At 59.2% G+C, this 17,022-nt stretch carries 17 protein-coding genes and 1 pseudogene; 9 read left to right on the top strand and 9 right to left on the bottom strand.

Features of this window, described 5'->3' with window-relative positions; all coding sequences use genetic code 11:
- Positions 1–37: 37 nt before the first annotated feature.
- A complete protein-coding gene (locus tag KBP52_RS22510; RefSeq protein WP_212620997.1) occupies positions 38–814 on the bottom strand; it encodes an IclR family transcriptional regulator in 777 nt (258 codons plus the stop codon).
- Between the two features lie 177 nt (positions 815–991).
- On the opposite strand from KBP52_RS22510, the gene KBP52_RS22505 reads away from it, so the two are divergent.
- The 4 genes from KBP52_RS22505 to KBP52_RS22490 all read left to right on the top strand — a co-directional run bounded on the left by KBP52_RS22505 (position 992) and on the right by KBP52_RS22490 (position 5,582).
- Complete coding sequence (locus tag KBP52_RS22505; protein WP_212620996.1) at positions 992–2,731, top strand: FAD-dependent oxidoreductase; 1,740 nt, start codon at positions 992–994, stop codon at positions 2,729–2,731.
- Positions 2,715–3,548 carry an aldo/keto reductase gene (locus KBP52_RS22500; RefSeq protein WP_212620995.1) on the top strand — a complete coding sequence of 278 codons (834 nt, stop codon included), beginning with the start codon at positions 2,715–2,717 and terminating at the stop codon, positions 3,546–3,548. The genes KBP52_RS22505 and KBP52_RS22500 overlap by 17 nt, the downstream gene beginning before the upstream one ends.
- Positions 3,549–3,740: 192 nt before the next feature.
- The gene (locus tag KBP52_RS22495) at positions 3,741–4,628 is read left to right on the top strand and encodes a neutral zinc metallopeptidase (RefSeq protein ID WP_077574637.1); all 888 of its coding nucleotides are present in this window, start codon (positions 3,741–3,743) and stop codon (positions 4,626–4,628) included.
- Positions 4,629–5,582: an alpha/beta hydrolase gene (locus KBP52_RS22490; RefSeq protein ID WP_212620994.1), complete on the top strand. Its 954-nt coding sequence runs from the start codon at positions 4,629–4,631 to the stop codon at positions 5,580–5,582.
- A 143-nt stretch (positions 5,583–5,725) separates the two neighbouring features.
- Here the strand turns inward: KBP52_RS22490 and KBP52_RS22485 are convergent, their stop codons facing one another.
- The 3 genes from KBP52_RS22485 to KBP52_RS22475 form a co-directional block, all read right to left on the bottom strand.
- On the bottom strand, positions 5,726–6,319 hold the full coding sequence (locus KBP52_RS22485) for an HAD family hydrolase (RefSeq protein WP_212620993.1): 594 nt from the start codon (positions 6,317–6,319) through the stop codon (positions 5,726–5,728).
- Positions 6,316–7,185 (bottom strand): acyl-CoA thioesterase II, encoded by an 870-nt coding sequence (tesB, locus tag KBP52_RS22480; protein ID WP_003228466.1) that lies wholly within the window; start codon positions 7,183–7,185, stop codon positions 6,316–6,318. Before tesB ends, KBP52_RS22485 begins: the two co-directional genes overlap by 4 nt.
- A 111-nt stretch (positions 7,186–7,296) precedes the next feature.
- Positions 7,297–7,866, bottom strand: a complete 570-nt coding sequence (locus KBP52_RS22475) for a GNAT family N-acetyltransferase (protein WP_077574640.1) — start codon at positions 7,864–7,866, stop codon at positions 7,297–7,299.
- Positions 7,867–7,948: 82 nt separating this feature from the next.
- Here KBP52_RS22475 and KBP52_RS22470 point away from each other — a divergent pair, with 82 nt between their 5' ends.
- Both KBP52_RS22470 and KBP52_RS22465 read left to right on the top strand, forming a co-directional pair.
- Positions 7,949–8,869, top strand: coding sequence for a histone deacetylase (locus KBP52_RS22470; RefSeq protein ID WP_212620992.1), 921 nt, complete (start codon positions 7,949–7,951; stop codon positions 8,867–8,869).
- A gap of 279 nt (positions 8,870–9,148) precedes the next feature.
- Complete coding sequence (locus KBP52_RS22465) at positions 9,149–10,384, top strand: TIGR03862 family flavoprotein (RefSeq protein ID WP_212620991.1); 1,236 nt, start codon at positions 9,149–9,151, stop codon at positions 10,382–10,384.
- 187 nt (positions 10,385–10,571) lie between these two features.
- On the opposite strand, the gene KBP52_RS22460 is transcribed toward KBP52_RS22465, so the two are convergent.
- Both KBP52_RS22460 and yedA read right to left on the bottom strand, forming a co-directional pair.
- Entirely contained in the window at positions 10,572–11,909 is a 1,338-nt protein-coding gene (locus KBP52_RS22460) for a DEAD/DEAH box helicase (protein ID WP_016986155.1), read from the bottom strand.
- A 52-nt stretch (positions 11,910–11,961) separates the two neighbouring features.
- Positions 11,962–12,897, bottom strand: a complete 936-nt coding sequence (yedA, locus tag KBP52_RS22455; RefSeq protein ID WP_212620990.1) for a drug/metabolite exporter YedA — start codon at positions 12,895–12,897, stop codon at positions 11,962–11,964.
- A 161-nt stretch (positions 12,898–13,058) separates the two neighbouring features.
- On the opposite strand from yedA, the gene KBP52_RS22450 reads away from it, so the two are divergent.
- Entirely contained in the window at positions 13,059–13,514 is a 456-nt protein-coding gene (locus tag KBP52_RS22450; RefSeq protein WP_212620989.1) for an Lrp/AsnC family transcriptional regulator, read from the top strand.
- A gap of 153 nt (positions 13,515–13,667) precedes the next feature.
- On the opposite strand, the gene KBP52_RS22445 is transcribed toward KBP52_RS22450, so the two are convergent.
- Positions 13,668–14,180, bottom strand: coding sequence for a Bro-N domain-containing protein (locus KBP52_RS22445; protein ID WP_212620988.1), 513 nt, complete (start codon positions 14,178–14,180; stop codon positions 13,668–13,670).
- 451 nt (positions 14,181–14,631) lie between these two features.
- On the opposite strand from KBP52_RS22445, the gene KBP52_RS22440 reads away from it, so the two are divergent.
- On the top strand, positions 14,632–15,636 hold the full coding sequence (locus tag KBP52_RS22440) for a hypothetical protein (protein ID WP_212620987.1): 1,005 nt from the start codon (positions 14,632–14,634) through the stop codon (positions 15,634–15,636).
- 6 nt (positions 15,637–15,642) lie between these two features.
- A pseudogene (locus KBP52_RS22435) lies at positions 15,643–15,741 on the top strand (Lrp/AsnC family transcriptional regulator); the annotation flags it as partial.
- Positions 15,742–15,875: 134 nt separating this feature from the next.
- On the opposite strand, the gene KBP52_RS22430 reads toward KBP52_RS22435, so the two are convergent.
- Both KBP52_RS22430 and KBP52_RS22425 read right to left on the bottom strand, forming a co-directional pair.
- Positions 15,876–16,481: a 3'-5' exonuclease gene (locus KBP52_RS22430; RefSeq protein ID WP_150694677.1), complete on the bottom strand. Its 606-nt coding sequence runs from the start codon at positions 16,479–16,481 to the stop codon at positions 15,876–15,878.
- 35 nt (positions 16,482–16,516) lie between these two features.
- A complete protein-coding gene (locus KBP52_RS22425; RefSeq protein WP_007949802.1) occupies positions 16,517–16,996 on the bottom strand; it encodes an NYN domain-containing protein in 480 nt (159 codons plus the stop codon).
- Positions 16,997–17,022: the final 26 nt, after the last annotated feature.

The raw sequence follows: 17,022 nt of genomic DNA, 5'->3' as shown, positions 1-17,022 counted from the left end.
CAGGCTCACTCCTACAAGGGCACTGCGTGAATTCGGATTAGATAAACAGTTCTGAGGCCAGGCTTGCTGCTGATAACTCTTCGGTGAAGGTCAGTAACAGCGGCGCCAGCTCATGCAAGCGCGCCCCCGGCATCCGCGCACTGGGCCCGGCGATACTGAGCACGCCGATCACCCGCCCATCCGTTGGATGCCTCACCACCGCCGCAATCGCCGAAGTCCCCACTGCCGAACTCTCTTCGACACAGGCATAGCCCTGTTCACGGGCCAGGCGCAGCCGTTCCAGCAACTCGATATTGGAGCGCGGCGCATTCGGCCCGACGCCCATTGGCACCTCTGCCGCCTGTCGTTCAACCATCGACAACGCCTCGGCATCGCTCATGCACGCCAGCCACGCATGCCCGGACGCGGTGTAGAACAGCGGCGCGTCGCGGCCCATGTCCGGGTCATAACGCAGACCGCTGCGCGCGCCTTGTGCCTTGGCAATCCACGTCTGCCGCTCGCCATCGATCACGCCCAAACGCACCAGTTCGCCGGTTTCCTGCGCCAGTCGATCAAGCACCGGCTGGACGATATCGGCGCCGCTGCTCGACAAATACTGGAAGCCCATCGCGACGAGTTTGGTCGACAGGTGATAACGCAAGGTTTCCGCGTTCTGGCGCACGTAGCCCAGGCGAATCAGCTCGGCGAGCAAGCGGTGCGTCGCGCTTTTGGGGATATCCAGTTGCTCGGCCAGCGTCTGCATCGGCAGCCCGCGCGGATCACTGGTAAGGGTTTCCAGCACACTGAAAACCCGTTCGATTTGACTGCCGGCCATAGGGATATCCAAAGGAAATTTTGCCGATTCTAGAAGACATCAGCGGCAAAGCGAAATCTGGAACCGGTTGTTCGATAACCGCCCGCTTTGTTGAATCAAGGCTTGTCGTGCTGCGCCAGCACTGGTTATTTTCTGGAATCAAATTCCAAAAACAATTCATCGCAGGAGCGTTGTTTGATGTCTGCCGAACTCCCTGATATCGACTGCGACGTATTGGTCGTCGGTTCTGGCGCCGCCGGGTTGTCGGCCGCCGTCACCGCCGCGTGGCATGGCTTGAAAGTCATCGTCGTCGAAAAGGATCCGGTGTTCGGTGGCGCCACCGCATGGTCGGGTGGCTGGGCGTGGGTGCCGTGCAATCCGCTGGCCCGTCGGGCCGGGATCGTCGAAGACATCGAACAACCGCGCACCTATTTGCGCCATGAACTGGGCGAGCACTTTGACCCGGCGATGATCGACGCCTTCCTTGAAGCGGGGCCGCGCATGGTCGCGTTTTTCGAGCAGCACACCGCCCTGCAATTTGCTGACGGCAACGCCATTGCCGACATTCATGGCGACACGCCAGGGGCCGGCACCGGTGGTCGCTCGGTTATCGCAGCGCCTTACGACGGACGCAAGGTCGGACGCTTGCTCAGGCGCCTTCGTACCACCCTGCGCGAAACGTCCTTCATGGGCATGCCGATCATGGCCGGGGCGGATCTGTCGGCGTTCCTCAATCTGACGCGGTCGCTGAAAGCGGCATGGCATGTGACCTGGCGCTTTACTCGACACCTGTTCGACCTCGCTGTGCATGGCCGGGCGATGCAACTGGTCAACGGCGTGGCGCTGGTGGCAAGAATGGCAAAGTCCGCCGAAGACCTTGGCGTTCTGCTCTGGGAATCAGCGCCTGTGACGGAACTGCTGCGTGATGGCTCGCGCGTTTCGGGAGCTGTGGTCAACACAGGCAAAGGCCCGATCCGCATTCATGCACGCAAAGCCGTAGTACTCGCCGCGGGTGGTTTTGCCAATGACATCGAGCGGCGCAAAAACTTGTTCCCGCGTACGCCGACCGGTCACGAGCATTGGGCGCTGCCACCGCTGGCCGTCAATGGCGATGGTTTGCGCCTGGGCGAAAGCGTCGGTGCACGGGTCAATACTGACGTGGCCTCGCCCGTGGCGTGGGCGCCGGTATCGCAAGTGCCACATTCCGACGGCAGCACCGGCCACTTCCCACACATCATCGAGCGCGGCAAACCCGGGATCATCGGCGTGCTGTGTAACGGCCAGCGCTTCGTCAACGAAGCCAACGGTTATTTCGACTATGTCAGCGCCATGGTGGCTGCTGCGCCGGAAGGTGAAGAGGTCGCCTCCTGGCTGATCTGCACCCATGCCTTTCAACGGCGTTATGGTCTGGGTATATCGCGGCCATTTCCGCTGCCGGTGTCAGAATTTATCCGCTGCGGCTATCTGAAAACCGGTAACACCGTTGAAGAATTGGCCCGCGCCTGCGGCATCGACCCGAGCGGCTTGCGCCAGACTGTGGATAACTACAACCGCCATGCCCGTCACGGCAAAGACCCGTTGTTCGGACGCGGCACCACACCTTACAACCGCAAACAGGGTGATCCGGCGAACCTTCCCAACCCCTGCGTTGCCCCAATAGACAGCGGCCCGTTTTATGCCGTGAAAGTCCAACCCGGATGCTTTGGCACCTTCGCCGGACTCAAGGTCAACCCCCACGCGCAAGTGCTGGACGCCCACGAACAGCCTATCGCCGGCCTCTACGCAGCGGGAGGCGACATGGCCAGCATCATGGGCGGCCACTACCCGGCGGGCGGTATCAACATCGGCCCCGCGCTGACTTTCGGTTACATCGCCGCCCGGCACATTGCCGGCATGACTGCTTTCGAACAGGAGATCGACCATGCAGCACATCGTTAACGCCCAGGGTTTGAACATGCCAAAACTCGGCCTCGGTACCTGGCCAATGCTCGGCGACGAATGCACTCGCGCCGTGGAGCAAGCACTGGAACTGGGTTATCGACACATCGACACGGCAGCGGCCTACAACAACGAAGACGCGGTCGGACAAGCACTGGCGAATACCCCGACACCGCGCGAGCAGATTCACGTCACCACCAAGGTCTGGTGGGATCAGCTGCAACCCGACGCGATGCGCCATTCCATGGACCGCAGCCTCACAGCCTTGCGCAGTGACTACGTCGACCTGTTCATGATCCACTGGCCGACCACCGACTGGGATTTGCCAAGCACCCTCGCCACGTTGGCCTCGTTCAAGGAGCAAGGCCTGGCGCGCAACATCGGCGTAGCGAATTTTCCGCTGCCGTTGCTGCGCAAAGTCGTCGAGGACTACGGCATCGCTCTGTCAGCGATTCAGGTTGAATACCACGTCCTGCTCGGCCAGAACGCTCTGCTCGACTACGCCCGTCAACACGACATGGCACTGACGGCCTACACGCCGCTGGCGCGCAACAAGGTCTCGGACATTCCGCAGATTCAACAGATCGCCAACAAGCACGGCGTGCTGCCGACTCAGGTCGCATTGAAATGGTTGCTCGATCAACCCAACGTCGCGGCGATTCCCAAGGCCAGCAGCCGCGCCAATCAACTGGCCAACCTCGCCTCGCTGAAGGTCGAACTCGACGATGAAGACCGCGCATTGATTGCCGCACTGCCGAAAAATCAACGCCAGGTCAGCCCGGATTTCGCACCGCAGTGGGATGCGTTTGATCGCTGATTGATAATCCAGCGATAGAAATCCTGAGCGGAGTTGAATTTGCCGCGCGCCAGACCGTCAATAACAGGCCCGACCTCGTCAGCACGAGGCCGGGCCTGTTTGCATGTGGCCAATAGACGGACGACCGGACTGGCGCCACACTCACACAACAGCAACACTCATCACCACCCGATACACACAGAGGATTCCCACATGCTATGGAAAAAAGGCCGACGCAGTGACAACGTCGTCGATGCCCGTGGTGATGATGCCGGCGGTGGCGGCGGCATGCGCTTCGGCGGCGGCAAAGGCCTGAGCCTGGGGGCCATCCTGCTGATCGTCGGTATCGGCTGGATCACCGGACAGGACCCAATGCAGATCCTCGGTCAGCTCGCCGGGCAATCCACACAACAAGCGGCGCCTACCTCGCAAACCCGTCAGGCACCGCCGGCCAACGATGAACAGGCCGAATTCGTCCGCTCGATCCTCGGCGATACCGAAGACACCTGGGGCGCGATTTTCCAACAGGCCGGGCGCCAATATAAAGACCCGACCCTGGTGCTGTTCAGCAACCGGGTCAATTCCGCCTGCGGTCTGGCCACCTCGGCCACCGGCCCGTTCTATTGCCCCGCCGACCAGAAGGTCTATCTGGACATGGCGTTCTTCCAGGAAATGTCGCAACGCTTCAAAGCGGCCGGCGACTTCGCTCAGGCCTACGTGATCGCTCACGAAGTCGGACACCATGTGCAGACACTTCTCGGCGTCTCGGCGAAAATTCAGACAGCCCGCCAGCAAGGCCGGCAGATGGAAGGCGACGGCGGTTTGCTGGTGCGTCAGGAATTGCAGGCCGACTGCCTCGCTGGCGTCTGGGCCTACAACGCGCAGAAGCGTTTGAACTGGCTGGAACCGGGCGACATTGAAGAAGCCTTGAACGCGGCTAATGCCATCGGTGATGATCGCCTGCAACAACAGGGTCAGGGCCGTGTGGTACCGGACTCGTTTACTCACGGTACGTCGGCGCAAAGGGTGCGCTGGTTCAAAACCGGATTCGCGCAGGGCCAGGTCGGCCAGTGCGACACCTTCGCGGCGAAAAACCTGTAAATGCATAAATGGCTTTTGGCGTTACTGATCGTTGGCAGCACCGCGCAAGCTGCCGGTGTCGATGCGATCAGCCCCGGTCGTTTGCAACTCAAGGCCGGGGAAATGGCGGTGGGCATCGGCCCCGCGCCGGAGAAAATCGAGCGCGTGCTGATCGTCATTCATGGCCGCTTGCGCAACGCGGAAACCTATCGCAAAAGCGCCGAGAGCGCCGCCGAACTGGCCGGACAAAGTGCCCACACACTGGTGATTGCGCCGCAGTTCCTCAATGAAAGTGATGTCGCGCTGTACTCGCTTCCCGCCACGTTGCTGCGCTGGCAAGGTAACGAATGGATGGGCGGCGGCTTATCCACAGGGCCGAATCCGTTGAGTTCCTACGCCGCGCTCGATGAGATCGTCGGACGGATCAGCGATCGCAAACAGTTTCCGGACGTGAAGCAGATCGTGATCTTCGGCCACTCCGGCGGCGGCCAGGTGGTGCAGCGCTATGCCCTGCTCGCCAAGGACCAGCCTGCGCTGAAAGCCAACGGCATTCGCTTGCGCTATGTCGTGGCCAATCCGTCTTCTTATGCCTACTTCAATGAACAACGGCCGGTGGCGTTCGATCACGCCAAATGCGCGGGTTTCAATCGCTGGAAGTACGGTCTGTCAGACATGCCGGTCTATGCCGGTGGGCAAACGCCGTTGCAGCTTGAGAGCAGTTACGTCAAACGCGAGGTGATTTATCTGCTCGGGCAGCAGGACACCGACCCCAAGCATCCGGCGCTGGACAAGGGTTGTGAAGCCGAAGCGCAGGGTGCGTATCGCCTGGAGCGTGGGAAGTTGTACTTCGGCTATTTGCTGCGTCGGCACCCGGAAGGGGTGAATCAGCGGCTGGTGGAAGTGCCCGGGGTTGGGCATAACGGCGATGGAATGCTGACCTCGCTGGAGGGGCAGAAGGTGTTGTTTGAACAGTGAGTTGTGCGGTGGATGATCTGGCCTCTTCGCGAGCAGGCTCGCTCCCACATTGGATTGATGCATGAGACAAAATCTCTGTGCACCGAATATCTAATGTGGGAGCGAGCCTGCTCGCGAAGGCGTCCCTTCTGACAACATAAATCTCAGGCCAGAAGCATCCGCCGCAACTCGACACAATCCTTCGCATGCCAATCGGTCAACTCGGGCCACGGGTTATCCGGCAGATTCACCAATACCGTGCGCGCCCCCGCCGCTCGCCCGCAATCCAGATCAAAACGGTAATCACCGACCATCACCATCGCGCTGGCCGGCACGTCCCAAGCGTCTGCCAGTTTCAGCAAGCCACCCGGATGCGGCTTCGGCGGTGCTTCATCACGGCCCAACACATCTTCCACCGCGAAGCAGTCAGCCAATCCAATCGCCTCCAGCGTCACATGCGCTAGCTCCCGCGCATTGCGGGTCAAGATGCCGAGGCGATAACCGCGCGCGTGCAGATCACGCACCAGTTCCACCGCGCCGGTGGCCGGGGTCGAACCCAGCGCCAGATCGCGTTCATGCTCCAACAGCCATGCGTGTTTCACTGCAGCCTCATCCGCCGGCAATGCCGCAAGATGGGTCAGGATGTCGTCCTCCGGCGGAATCGCCAGCGCCACGCGAATCGCCGCAAAATCATGCACAGCGACGGTCAGCGTGCCGTCCATGTCGAACACCCAGTGCTTCACATCCTTCAGGCTCATGCCCAATCCTTGCGATGGCGGATCAAGCCTTCCTGCGTCACCGACGCGACCAGTTGCCCGGCGCGGTTGTACACGCTGCCACGGGAGAAACCACGGGAATTGCCGGCCCACGGACTGTCCATCGCGTAGAGCAACCAGTCATCGGCACGCAGATCGTTGTGAAACCACAGCGCGTGATCGAGGCTGGCGACCTGCATGTCTTTCTGCCACACCGACTTGCCGTGGGGCAGCATCGAGGTCGTCAGCAAACCGAAGTCCGAGGCGTATGCCAGCAGGTATTTGTGCAGCGCCGGGATGTCGGCCAATGCGCCGTCGGCGCGGAACCACACGTACTTCACCGGATCCGCGGGTTGCGGGTTGTACGGGTCTTTTTCGGTGACCGGGCGCACTTCGATCGGTTTCGGGCACAGCAGTTTTTCACGCATGTGCTCGGGGATCAGGTGTGCGCGTTGCTGGGTCAATTCCAGCTCCGACGGCAGATTTTCCGGGCCGACCACGACAGGCATCTGACTCTGGTGCTCGAAGCCTGCCTCGTCGTATTGAAACGATGCGCTGCAGGTGAAGATCGGATGGCCCTTCTGGATCGCCGTCACCCGGCGGGTACTGAAGCTGCCGCCATCGCGCACGCGATCAACCGAGTAAACCACCGGCAACTTGGCATCGCCCGGGCGCAGGAAGTAGCCGTGCATCGAATGCACATGGCGCGCCTCTTCAACCGTCTGACTGGCCGCCGACAGCGACTGACCGAGCACCTGACCACCAAACAACTGACGAAAACCCAAGTCCTGGCTACGGCCACGGAACAGGTTTTCTTCGATCGGTTCCAGGGTCAGCAAGTCGACCAGATCTTCCAACACTTGGCTCATTCAGACTCTCCTCACACAAAGCACTATGCCGCGCAGTCTTGGCTGCGGCGGCCGATTCAGATTCTGGCGCGGGCCAATGATATGGCGGCCATTGTAAACGTCCGTGTCGGCTTATCCATGCAAGGTTTGCAGCCATTGTTCCCGGGTGATGCGGTACAGCACATGCCGGCGTAACGGATGATCGACGGCAAGCTTGGGATGATCGAAATCATCTTGCGGGGCGTGATGCATGCCAATCGCCTGCATGACTTTCTCCGACGGCAGATTGGATTGCGCAGTGAAGGAGACGATTTCCTTCAAGGCCAATCGATCAAAGCCGCAACGCAGAGCAGTCCACGCCGCTTCACTGGCGTAACCCAGACCCCAATGCTCCTTGGCCAGGCGCCAGCCGATTTCCACTGCCGGAGTGAACGGCGCATCGAAACCGACCACGCCGAGCCCGGTGAAACCGATGAATTCACCGCTGTCCTTGCGCTCCAGCGCCCACAGGCCAAAACCGTGCTCAGCAAAATGCCCGCGAATCCGACCGATCAGCGAAGCGCTTTCCAGACGGCTCAACGCTGCCGGAAAATAGCGCATCACCTGAGGATCGGCGCACATCGCGGCAAATGCCGGCAAATCCTCGTCCTGCCACTGACGCATCAGCAAGCGCGCGCTTTCGAGTTCCAGTATCGGCTCCATCGTGCCCCTCCGTTTCCATGCCGCAAGTCTACATCGCTGGTAGGATCCTTCACTCTTTCCTACGTTCCTACATGAAACCGCCATGCCACTGCCGCTGATCTACCATGAAGACTACAGCCCCGAGTTTCCGGCGGATCACCGCTTCCCGATGGACAAGTTTCGTTTGCTGCGCGATCACCTGGTGGACAGCGGTCTGACCCGCGATGCCGATTTGTTGCGCCCGGAGATCTGCCCCAACGACATCCTCGCCCTCGCCCATGACCGTGCGTATATCGAACGCTACATGAGCGGCGAGTTGTCCCGCGAAGACCAGCGGCGTCTTGGTCTGCCGTGGAATGAAGCTTTGGCGCGGCGTACGGTGCGCGCGGTCGGCGGATCGATTCTGGCGGCGGAGAAAGCCTTGGAGCATGGGCTGGCCTGTCACTTGGCCGGCGGCACTCACCATGCGCATTACGACTACCCGGCAGGCTTCTGCATCTTCAATGACTTGGCGATCATCAGCCATTACCTGCTGCAAAGCGGTCGGGTCAATCGCGTGTTGATCTTCGATTGCGATGTGCATCAGGGCGACGGCACCGCGCGGATCCTGCATGACACGCCGGAGGCGATTACCGTTTCCCTGCACTGCGAGAAGAATTTTCCTGCACGCAAAGCGCAAAGTGACTGGGACATTCCGCTGCCCAAAGGCATGGGCGATGGCGATTATTTGAAGGTGGTCGACGACACGCTGAACTACTTGCTGCCGCTGTATCAACCGGATCTGGTGCTGTACGACGCCGGTGTCGATGTGCACAAGGACGATGCCCTCGGCTATCTGCAACTGACCGACGAAGGCGTCGCCGCCCGCGATGAAAGCGTAATGCGCCATTGCCTGGGCCGCGACATTCCGGTGATGGGTGTGATTGGCGGCGGTTACAGCAAGGATCGCCACGCCCTCGCCCGCCGCCACGGCATCCTCCATCACAGCGCGCAGCGCGTGTGGCGTTCACACGGATGTCATTGAGTTGTGCTGCGTTACCCACAATCGCTGTGGAACGGCCTGTGGATAACCTGAGTGAAAGGAACTACAGGCCATACCGCTTATGGCCTGCAGCGCACTGATCATTTTTCAACCAACATTCTGAGCCAACACAAATCCTGTAGGAGTGAGCCTGCTCGCGATAGCGTCAGCACTTTCAACATTAACTTGGCTGACACACCGCTATCGCGAGCAGGCTCACTCCTACAAAGGAACTCGGCTGTTAGAATGCCCGGCTTATCCCGCCATACCGCAGCGCATGCCATGACCCAGAATTCCGCCTCCTCCCCCGCTCACGTCGCCATCATCGGCGGTGGCCCCGCCGGCCTGATGGCCGCCGAAGTGCTGAGCCAGGCCGGAATCCGCGTTGATCTGTACGACGGCATGCCCTCGGTGGGGCGCAAATTCCTGCTGGCCGGTGTCGGCGGCATGAACATCACCCACTCTGAAGCCTATCCGGCGTTCCTTTCGCGCTACGCCGAACGCGCCCCGCAAATCGCCCCACTGCTGCGCGGCTTCGACGCCGATGCGTTGTGCCAATGGATTCATGATCTGGGCATCGAAACCTTTATCGGCAGCTCCGGCCGCGTATTCCCCACCGACATGAAAGCCGCCCCCCTGCTGCGCGCCTGGCTCAAACGCTTGCGTGATAGCGGCGTAGTTATCCACACCCGCCATCGCTGGCTCGGTTGGGATGCACATGGCGCGCTGCGCATAGACAGCCCGGAAGGTGAAATCACCGTCAAACCCGATGCCACGCTGCTTGCCCTCGGCGGTGGCAGCTGGGCGCGCCTCGGTTCCGACGGTGCGTGGATGTTGCCGCTGGAGCAACACGGTGTAGGACTGGCGCCGTTGCAGCCGAGTAATTGTGGCTTTGAAGTGCAGGCTTGGAGCGAATTGATGGTCAGCAAGTTCGCCGGCGCGCCGCTGAAAAACATCGCCATCGGTTTGAACGACGACGTTCCGCGTTTGGGCGAATGCGTGATTACCGCGAGCGGGATTGAGGGCAGTCTGATTTATGCACTGTCGGCGCCGATTCGTGAGGCGATCCATCAGCATGGCGCGGCGGTTATTCACATTGATCTGTTGCCCGGCCGGCCTGTGGATAAATTGCAGACGGCGTTGAGCAAGCCACGTGGCTCGCGGTCGATGGCCAAGCATCTGCACAGTCAGGTCGGGATTGATGGGGTGAAAGCGGCGTTGTTGCGTGAACTGACTGATGCTGCGACGTTTGCTGATCCGGCACTGTTGGCGCGGGCGATCAAAGCATTGCCGCTGACTCTGCTCAAAACGCGGCCGTTGGACGAGGCGATCAGCAGTGCTGGGGGCGTGACGTTCGAGGCGATGGATGAGCGTTTGATGCTCAAGGCGTTGCCGGGGGTGTTCTGTGCGGGGGAGATGCTCGATTGGGAGGCGCCGACGGGCGGCTATTTGCTGACGGGATGTTTTGCCAGTGGGCGGGCGGCGGGGTTGGGGATTGTGCAGTGGCTGAAAAGCTAAACCCTCACCCCAGCCCTCTCCCAGAGGGAGAGGGGGCCGACCGAGGTGTCTGGCGTCCAACATCGACCTGAAACACCGAGTCGATTATGTATTCAACCCTGCAAGATCAGGTCGGCGTATCTCGAATATCCAACTCGGTCAGTCCCCTCTCCCTCCGGGAGAGGGTTAGGGTGAGGGGCTTTTGACTTTAAGGCTTGCGCTTACGCGGTCCAGTGTTGAACACCGGCACCTTACGCACAGGCTTGATCGATGGCTCCGGCGCCTGCGTCTCGCCGCTGTCGACCCACTTGCCCAGATTGCGCTTGCCACCACCACCCGAAGCTTTCGGCTTCTTCGGTTTTTTCGGCTTCTTGATCACCTGACCGCTGGCATCGGTATCCGGCACACGATGCTCCGGTTCGAAATCCGGCTCGTTCTGGCGCTTCAAGGTCTGACGCGTCAGCATCTCGATCGCCGACAACATGTTCACTTCATCTGCGCACACCAGCGAGATCGCCTCACCGGTTGCACCCGCACGACCGGTACGACCAATGCGGTGAATGTAATCCTCAGCCACGATCGGCAGATCGAAGTTGATCACCAACGGCAGATCTTCAATATCCAGGCCCCGCGCCGCAACGTCAGTCGCGACCAGAATCTGCACTTCACTCAATTTGAAACGATCCAGCGCGCGCTGACGGGTTGCCTGCGGCTTGTCGCCGTGGATACCGTCGGCATTCACACCCAGGCCCTGAAGTTTTTCCACCAGCGCATCGACACCGTTGCGGGTTTTGGCAAACACCAGCACCTGCTTCCACTTGTTCTTGCGCATCAGGTGCACGAACAATTCGGCCTTGCGCTTCTTGTCCACCGTGACGATCCACTGCTTGACCGTATTGGCCGCAACGTTGCGCGGGCTGACTTCGACGGTCAGCGGATCGTTGAGCATCTGCCCGGCGAGCAGGCGGATGTCATCGGAGAAGGTCGCGGAGAACAGCAGTGTCTGGCGCTTTTTCGGCAGCATGCGATAAATGTTCGCCAGTTCTTCGGAGAAGCCCAGATCGAGCATACGGTCGGCTTCATCCAGCACCAGAGTCTGCAACTGATCGAGTTTCAGCGCGTTCTGACGGAACAGGTCGATCAGGCGACCCGGCGTGGCGACCAGCACATCGACGCCGCCGCGCAGCTTCATCATTTGTGGGTTGATGCTGACGCCGCCGTAAACCGCGTAAGTGCGCAGCGGCAGGTTTTCAGCGTACTGGCGCACAGACTCATGAACCTGCTCGGCCAGCTCACGGGTCGGCACCAGAATCAGCGCACGCGCCGAGTTGGCGGCGACTTTCGGCCCTTCCATGGCCAGCAACTGCAACAGTGGCAAGGCGAAACCGGCGGTTTTGCCAGTACCGGTCTGGGCCGCTGCCATCAGGTCACGACCGGCCAGCACGGCCGGAATGGCTTGCGCCTGAACCGGCGTAGGGGTCTGGTAGCCGAGCGTCTCGAGAGAGCGCAGCAAGGGTTCGATCAGGCCAAGGGTGGCGAAAGTCATGGAAGTACCGTAGGAAAAAATGACGCGGGCATGCAATGCCGCGCAGTTTACCCTAATTCGTACGTTGTTCTGCGGGAACGACTGTCGGCGCCACGACTGGCGACTGTGTCGGGCGGCGCCACTGCGGCAAGCCAATCAACACCACGGCGCTGATGATCACCAGCATCGCCAGCGCTTCTTCGATGCCGATGGTCTCGCCAACGAACACAATCCCCAGCAACACCGCCACCGCCGGGTTGACGTAGGCATAACTGGTCGCCGCCGCCGGACGCACGTGCTTGAGCAGGTACATGTAGGAATTGAAGGCGATGATCGAGCCGAAGAAAATCAGATACGCCAGCGCCAGCCAGCCTTCAACCGGCGGCACGGCTTGCAGGTGCTCGCCGCTGACAACGCTGCCGATCAGCAGCACCACACCGCCGACCAGCATTTCCACCGCACTGGCCATCGCGCCCTGCGGCAACGGCAGATGTCTGCTCCACACCGAACCGAACGCCCAGGTCGCCGCCGCAAAAATCAGCAGCGTCGCGCCCATCGGGCTCGATTGCAGGTTGGAGCCCATGTTGAGCATGGCAATACCAACAATCCCCAACGCCACCCCGGCCCATTCCAGCCGAGTGTTACGCGCGCCCCAGAAATATCCACAGAGCAAAGTAAACAACGGCACCGTCGCCACCGCCAACGCAGCAACACCGGAAGCCACACCGGTGTGCTCGGCCACACTCACCGCGCCATTACCGAAACTGAGCAGTAAAATGCCGATGATCCCCGCCGCTTTCCACTGCGCCCAGGTCGGCGCCGGAGCCCCGCGCCAGCGCAGGAAGGCGTACATCAGGCTGCCGGCGATCACGAAGCGCACACCGCCGAGCATCAGCGGCGGCCAGTACTCAACGCCGATGCGGATCACCAGATAGGTCGATCCCCAAATCACATACAGCGCAAAAAACGCGGCGATCAGCGGCAAGGAAAAACGGCGCACGGCAGACATGGGCAGCTCGACAGTCAGATTCGGGGACTGCTTATTCTAGAAAGGCCAGAGAGCAAAAATAAGTTACAAAACCTGTTTATCAGGGCAGTACACTTTTGAAATCACGGAGATCGGCGGTATAAGCCGAGATTTCGAAAGTCCGACATTTTCAGGAGTCGATCTTGGACAAATACGACCGCATGCTGCTAAGCGCTCTTCTCGAAAACGCTCGTGCGTCCTACGCCGACCTCGCACGCAAGGTGAACCTTTCCGCCCCCGCCGTCGCCGAGCGCGTGGCCAAGCTTGAGGCATCCGGGGTCATCACCGGCTATGAAGCAAAAATCGACCTGTCGAAAATCGGCCTGCCAATCCAGTGCATGATCGAATTGCGCCTGCACCAGAATGGCAGCCAGAAGGTCTACGACGAACTGGTGAAAATCCCGCAACTGACCGAGTGCTTCCGAGTGACAGGCGACCCGTGCGTGATGATGAAGGCCGCGGTGGGATCGATGACGGAGCTGGAGGAGTTGATCAATCGGGTGGCGAAGTTTGGTTTCAGCAAGACCTCGATTGTGCTGTCGAGCGCAATCGAAAAACGCGTGCCGTTAGGCCAGATCGAAGGCAACGGCAAATCCTGAGGACGATGATGCCCCCTGTGGGAGCGAGCCTGCTCGCGAAAGCGGTGTATCAGTCGATACAAATTTTGGCTGACACACCGTCATCGCGAGCAGGTTCATAGCTCATTCACCCGATCAAAAATCAACTTTCCATCCTGAAACAACTAGCGGTCTTCATCTGTAGCTGGCCCCTTCCTGAGTCAACATGTACGGCATGTCTCGCATGCGTATCCATGGCTCATTACGCCAATGCAGAAGCCTCAACGTTTCCCCGGCACACATGATCAAGCGCAAATGTGGGTCTGGAACTGACTTCGAACTCTGACGAAGCATTGGCACAATCTCGTGAGTCAGCCAACGACGCAGATGACGGTTCTCTGGGGAATAGTGATAAACCAGCATTGCGTAAACCCCTGACTCGCTCAACATCAAAAACTCTCGAGCGCCATCATTACCTGACAGACGCATCATCCGCCGCTGATCCTCATCCAGCTTGAGCACTTGCCGCGCATTGATTTCCAGCCCCATGAGACGACCGATGTCTCGGGCACAGAACCAAGCCTCCGCATGTTGCACAGTAGCCCGCAGTTGAATGTGATGACGGATGAACAATTGGGGCTTTATGAGCGGCTCATGAGTGATTGCTGAACCGAAATTTTCTGAGTGTGTGGGGACGACTTTGACCATGACAAATCTCCTAAGAACATCGGAGCTGCCCGCATCACTTGCAGATGACGGGTGGCAGCTGTGCGCGGGTCTGCAAGACCGAGTAGGAGACCTCGGCAGACCCGAAGGTCTCCCGCACACAGCTACCATAAATCGATAGTCGCTAATTGAAGCGACGCGATTATAGGTTTGCCAGTGGTCTCCTAACAAACTATCGGCGGGCTTGCAGTCCCGATCGCTGAATTTGCAGCGACGCACCGAGGTTAACGGCGGGGTTATCTGAGCTCAAGACGGATTCCCCCTAAACTTCAGTAGGATTCTTCGCCACCCCATACACGCAACTAAACAACCCGATTACACAAGACTTTTGGTCGATGGACGCCACCCAACGCAGCAGCTAATGTCCTGACTATGCCGAGAACCGGCCTTTCTAAAAAAATAAAGCCCCGTTACAAATGAGAGGAACTCAGAAATGACTTGGAAGGGAACCCTACGCTCGATGCAGGCGTCAGCCAGGAGAGCTGAGCGCAACTCGAAGCGGCGCCAACGCGAATTGCAGGTACGTCAAAAAGAATTCGCAAAAATGGAGGCTCTTGAGCAGGCAGCGTACGAAGTTGAGGTCTATGAAAACCACATAGATTTGTTGCTTTCCGTGCATAAAGATTGTGGCGAGATAATCGACTGGAGTGAGTTCGCAAATCAACTGCCACCGATCAAACCCGAAGCGCTCAATACCCATGAAAACCAGGCAAGGGCAAAACAATCCAGTTACAAGCCTGGTTTCTTTGCGCGCACCTTGAAACTTGAGGCCAGGCAACGCAAAAAAATTGAATTAGCCATTCAAGCAGCGGTTGCCAAAGATACGCAGCAGTTGGCTCAAGAATTAAGCGAGTGGGAAGCGCAGTATCAGGATTGGAAAGTAGATCACGAGCTTGCGTTGGGAATACTCGCTGGTAATGCCCAATCGAAAATTGATGCAGTCCTGCGAGTGGATCCGTTCACGGATATTTCGCACTTGGGCACGTCAATTAATTTCTCGGTTGCCGAAACTGGCATTCTCGAATGCACGCTCTCGGTACACGGCATCAAAGTGATCCCTCAAGAAATCAAGTCACTACTACAGAGTGGAAAACTGTCAGTTAAAAAAATGCCGATCAGCAAATTCAATGAGCTGTTACAGGACTACGTATCCAGCTGTGTTTTGCGCGTAGGCCAGGAACTGCTGAGTATTCTTCCCGAACGACTCGTCATTGTTACGGCGGTTGACTCTCTTCTCAACTCCGCAACCGGCCATCTCGAAGATCAGCCGATCCTCAGCGTCGCGCTTGCACGCGAGACGCTATTCAAACTCAACATGCAAAGCATCGATCCATCCGATTCGATGAAGAACTTTGTACACACGATGAATTTCAAGAAAACAACCGGATTTATGCCGGTGGACAAGGTTGATAGTCAACAATTCGCCAGTCTGGCCTGACGCGAAAAGATCGCAGCCTTCGGCAATTCCTAGACCTCGATTGTGCTGTCGAGCGCAATCGAAAAACGCGTGCCGCTCGGCCACATCGAAAGCAACGGCAAATAGTCCGGATCACCACAAATCCAATGTAGGAGTGAGCCTGCTCGCGATAGCGGAGTATCAGTCGAAACAAATATTGACTGACACACCGCTATCGCGAGCAGGCTCACTCCTACAGGGGTTGTGTACTGGATTGGGGATCAGCGGTAACGCAGCAAGTGCTCGCTGACTTTCGCGGCGGGGACTTTCTGCAACTTGCACAGCAGGTCATGCGATAGCTCGCTGACGCCGTGCTTGTGCCGCAACTCATCCGCCAGATGCGCCATCAGATTCGCCGCCATCTCGGCATCGGCCATGGCCCGGTGAGCCTGGCCGGTATGCGGCAGGCGCGCAAACGTGGTCAACGTACCGAGCTTGTGATTCGGCGCCGCAGGCATCAAGCGCCGTGCCAGCAACAGCGAACAGGCAAAGTTCTGCAACCGCGTGCGTTTGATCCGTCCCAGTTCAAAGTCCCAGAACTTCTGGTCGAAGGATGCGTTGTGCGCCACCAGCGGCGTGCAGCCGACAAACTCGTTGACCTCGTTCATCACCTGTTCGGCCGATGGCGCGGTGCGCAGCATGGCGTTGCTGATGCCGGTCAGTTGTTCGATGAACGCAGGGACGCGTACGCCGGCGTTCATCAGGCTCTGGTAACGCTCGACGATGCGGCCGTTTTCCAGCATGACCACGGCGATTTCCGTGGCGCGGCAGTTGCTGTTCGGCGACAGGCCGGTGGTTTCAAAGTCGATGACTGCAATGCGTTCCAAACCGGGTTCAACTCCGTACAAATCAATTCTTCAGCTTAATTTTTTAACAGCAGCGCGCCTTCGATCGGCACGTAACGGCTGGCGGCGCGGATCAGCGAGTTGGCGGTCAGGCCGGGCACGCCATAGGCGACTGCTTGCACGCCGTGTTTGCTGATGATGCGTTCGAGCAGCATGTCGAAATCACCGTCACCGGAGGCTAGGACGATTTCGTCGACATGGTCGGCGGCGTCCATGATGTCGAGGGTGATGCCCACGTCCCAGTCGCCCTTGGCCGAGCCGTCGCTGCGCTGGATGTAGGGCTTGAGCTTCACGGTGAAACCGAGGTTGCGCAGGATCTGCTGGAACTGCTGCTGCTTGCTGTCGCCACGGTCGATCGCGTAGGCGTAAGCCTCGACGATCTGCCCGTCCTTACTGATGTCGGCCCACAATGCGGCGTAGTTGAAGTGACAACCATAGGCCTGACGCACGGTGTAGTAGAGGTTCTGCACGTCGGCGAACACTGCGATTTTTTTCACCGGAGTTCCTGTGGGCGCGCAAGCGC

This window comes from Pseudomonas sp. SCA2728.1_7 (genome assembly GCF_018138145.1).
Lineage (GTDB): Bacteria > Pseudomonadota > Gammaproteobacteria > Pseudomonadales > Pseudomonadaceae > Aquipseudomonas > Aquipseudomonas koreensis_A.
The sequence above is the reverse complement of the archived record's forward strand: the minus strand, read 5'-3'. Positions and strand labels throughout refer to the sequence as shown.